Source organism: Corynebacterium mendelii (assembly GCF_017307055.1).
GTDB lineage: Bacteria > Actinomycetota > Actinomycetes > Mycobacteriales > Mycobacteriaceae > Corynebacterium > Corynebacterium mendelii.
The window spans coordinates 12338-13496 of sequence record NZ_JAFLEQ010000011.1 but is presented as its reverse complement, the minus strand read 5'-3'; the positions used below and the strand labels follow the sequence as shown (position 1 = coordinate 13496).

Genomic DNA, 1159 nt, shown 5'->3' with positions numbered 1-1159 from the left:
TGAGATAACCGGTCGGCGGGACAACCAGCCCGCCCAGCGGCTGCCCGCCGAGTACCCGGCCCAGCACGGCGTCGCCCTTGGCCACCGCCTGCCGGAACAGCCACGGGTTGCCGGTGGCGGCCACCGCGTTGAGGTCGGCGTTGGCCCACGGCAGGGCCACCACACAGCTGTGCTGGGCCAGCTGCGACAGTTTGTTGACAAACACCCGGGCATCACCGGCACCGGTGCCCGCCGGTGGGGGGGCGGGTGTTTTCTGCCGGGCGATCGCGTCATGCAGCCGCGGGGACGGGGCCACCGGGGAGTCCCGCCGGTCGGCGACACCATAGCCGCCCCGCATCCTGTCGATGGTGTCGACCAGCGCCGGGTCAATCGCCAGGCAGGTTGCCTGCCGCAGCTGGTCGCCGCCGTCGGCGGTCACCCGGCTGCGGTAGATATCGACCAACCGGTCCAACCGCCCGCCGGGGGCGATCTGTTCGGCCAGCCGTTCATCGGTGAGCACCAGCTCGGGGCGCTGCGGGGCGGTGCCGGTTTGCCCGGGAACAATACCGGTGGTGGCGGTGATCGGGTACAGCGCCGAGACCGGCACACCCGGCCGGGCCGGGGCCTGACCGGCGGCAGGTGCGATGGTGACCAGCATCCGGTCGGAATCCAGGTAGCGCACACTGCCGCCGTCGGGGGCGCCGTTGACATTGACCATCAGCGGATAGGTGCCGGGGGTGTGCAGCAGCAGATCATCGGTGTCGGGCGCCGGGTCCAACCCGGTTGCCCCCCGCAGGGTCACGGTGGTTGACTCCCCCGGCGCCAGCGTGGTGTCACTGTCGTGGAAGGGCGCCATCCACCCGTAGGCATCCTGGTGCTGGGCCAGCAGCCCGGTCGCGTCGGCGGTGCCGGTGGCCGCCCGGGCATGCTGCAGCCGCAGCGACAGCTTCTCCACCGGGCGGGAACTGTTGTTGGTGACGGTGACGGTGACGGCAAGAACATCGCCGACCACCGGATTGTCCGGGGTCACCGACACCGTGTTGACGGTCACCGTCGCCTGCCGGTCGGTGGGGCGGATCTGCGGGTTGACCCACTGGGCGGCCACCGCCGGATCATCCGGCGGCAGCGGCAGGTGCAGGGCGGCGACCGGGCCGGGTCCGGCGGCGGCGGTGACCGCCAC

The 1159-nt window shown here is 72.2% G+C and carries 1 protein-coding gene; it reads right to left on the bottom strand.

The window, feature by feature from the left end; all coding sequences use genetic code 11:
• On the bottom strand, nucleotides 1–1159 hold a 1159-nt coding region (locus JZY06_RS06675), incomplete at both ends, for a DUF6049 family protein (RefSeq protein ID WP_242516789.1).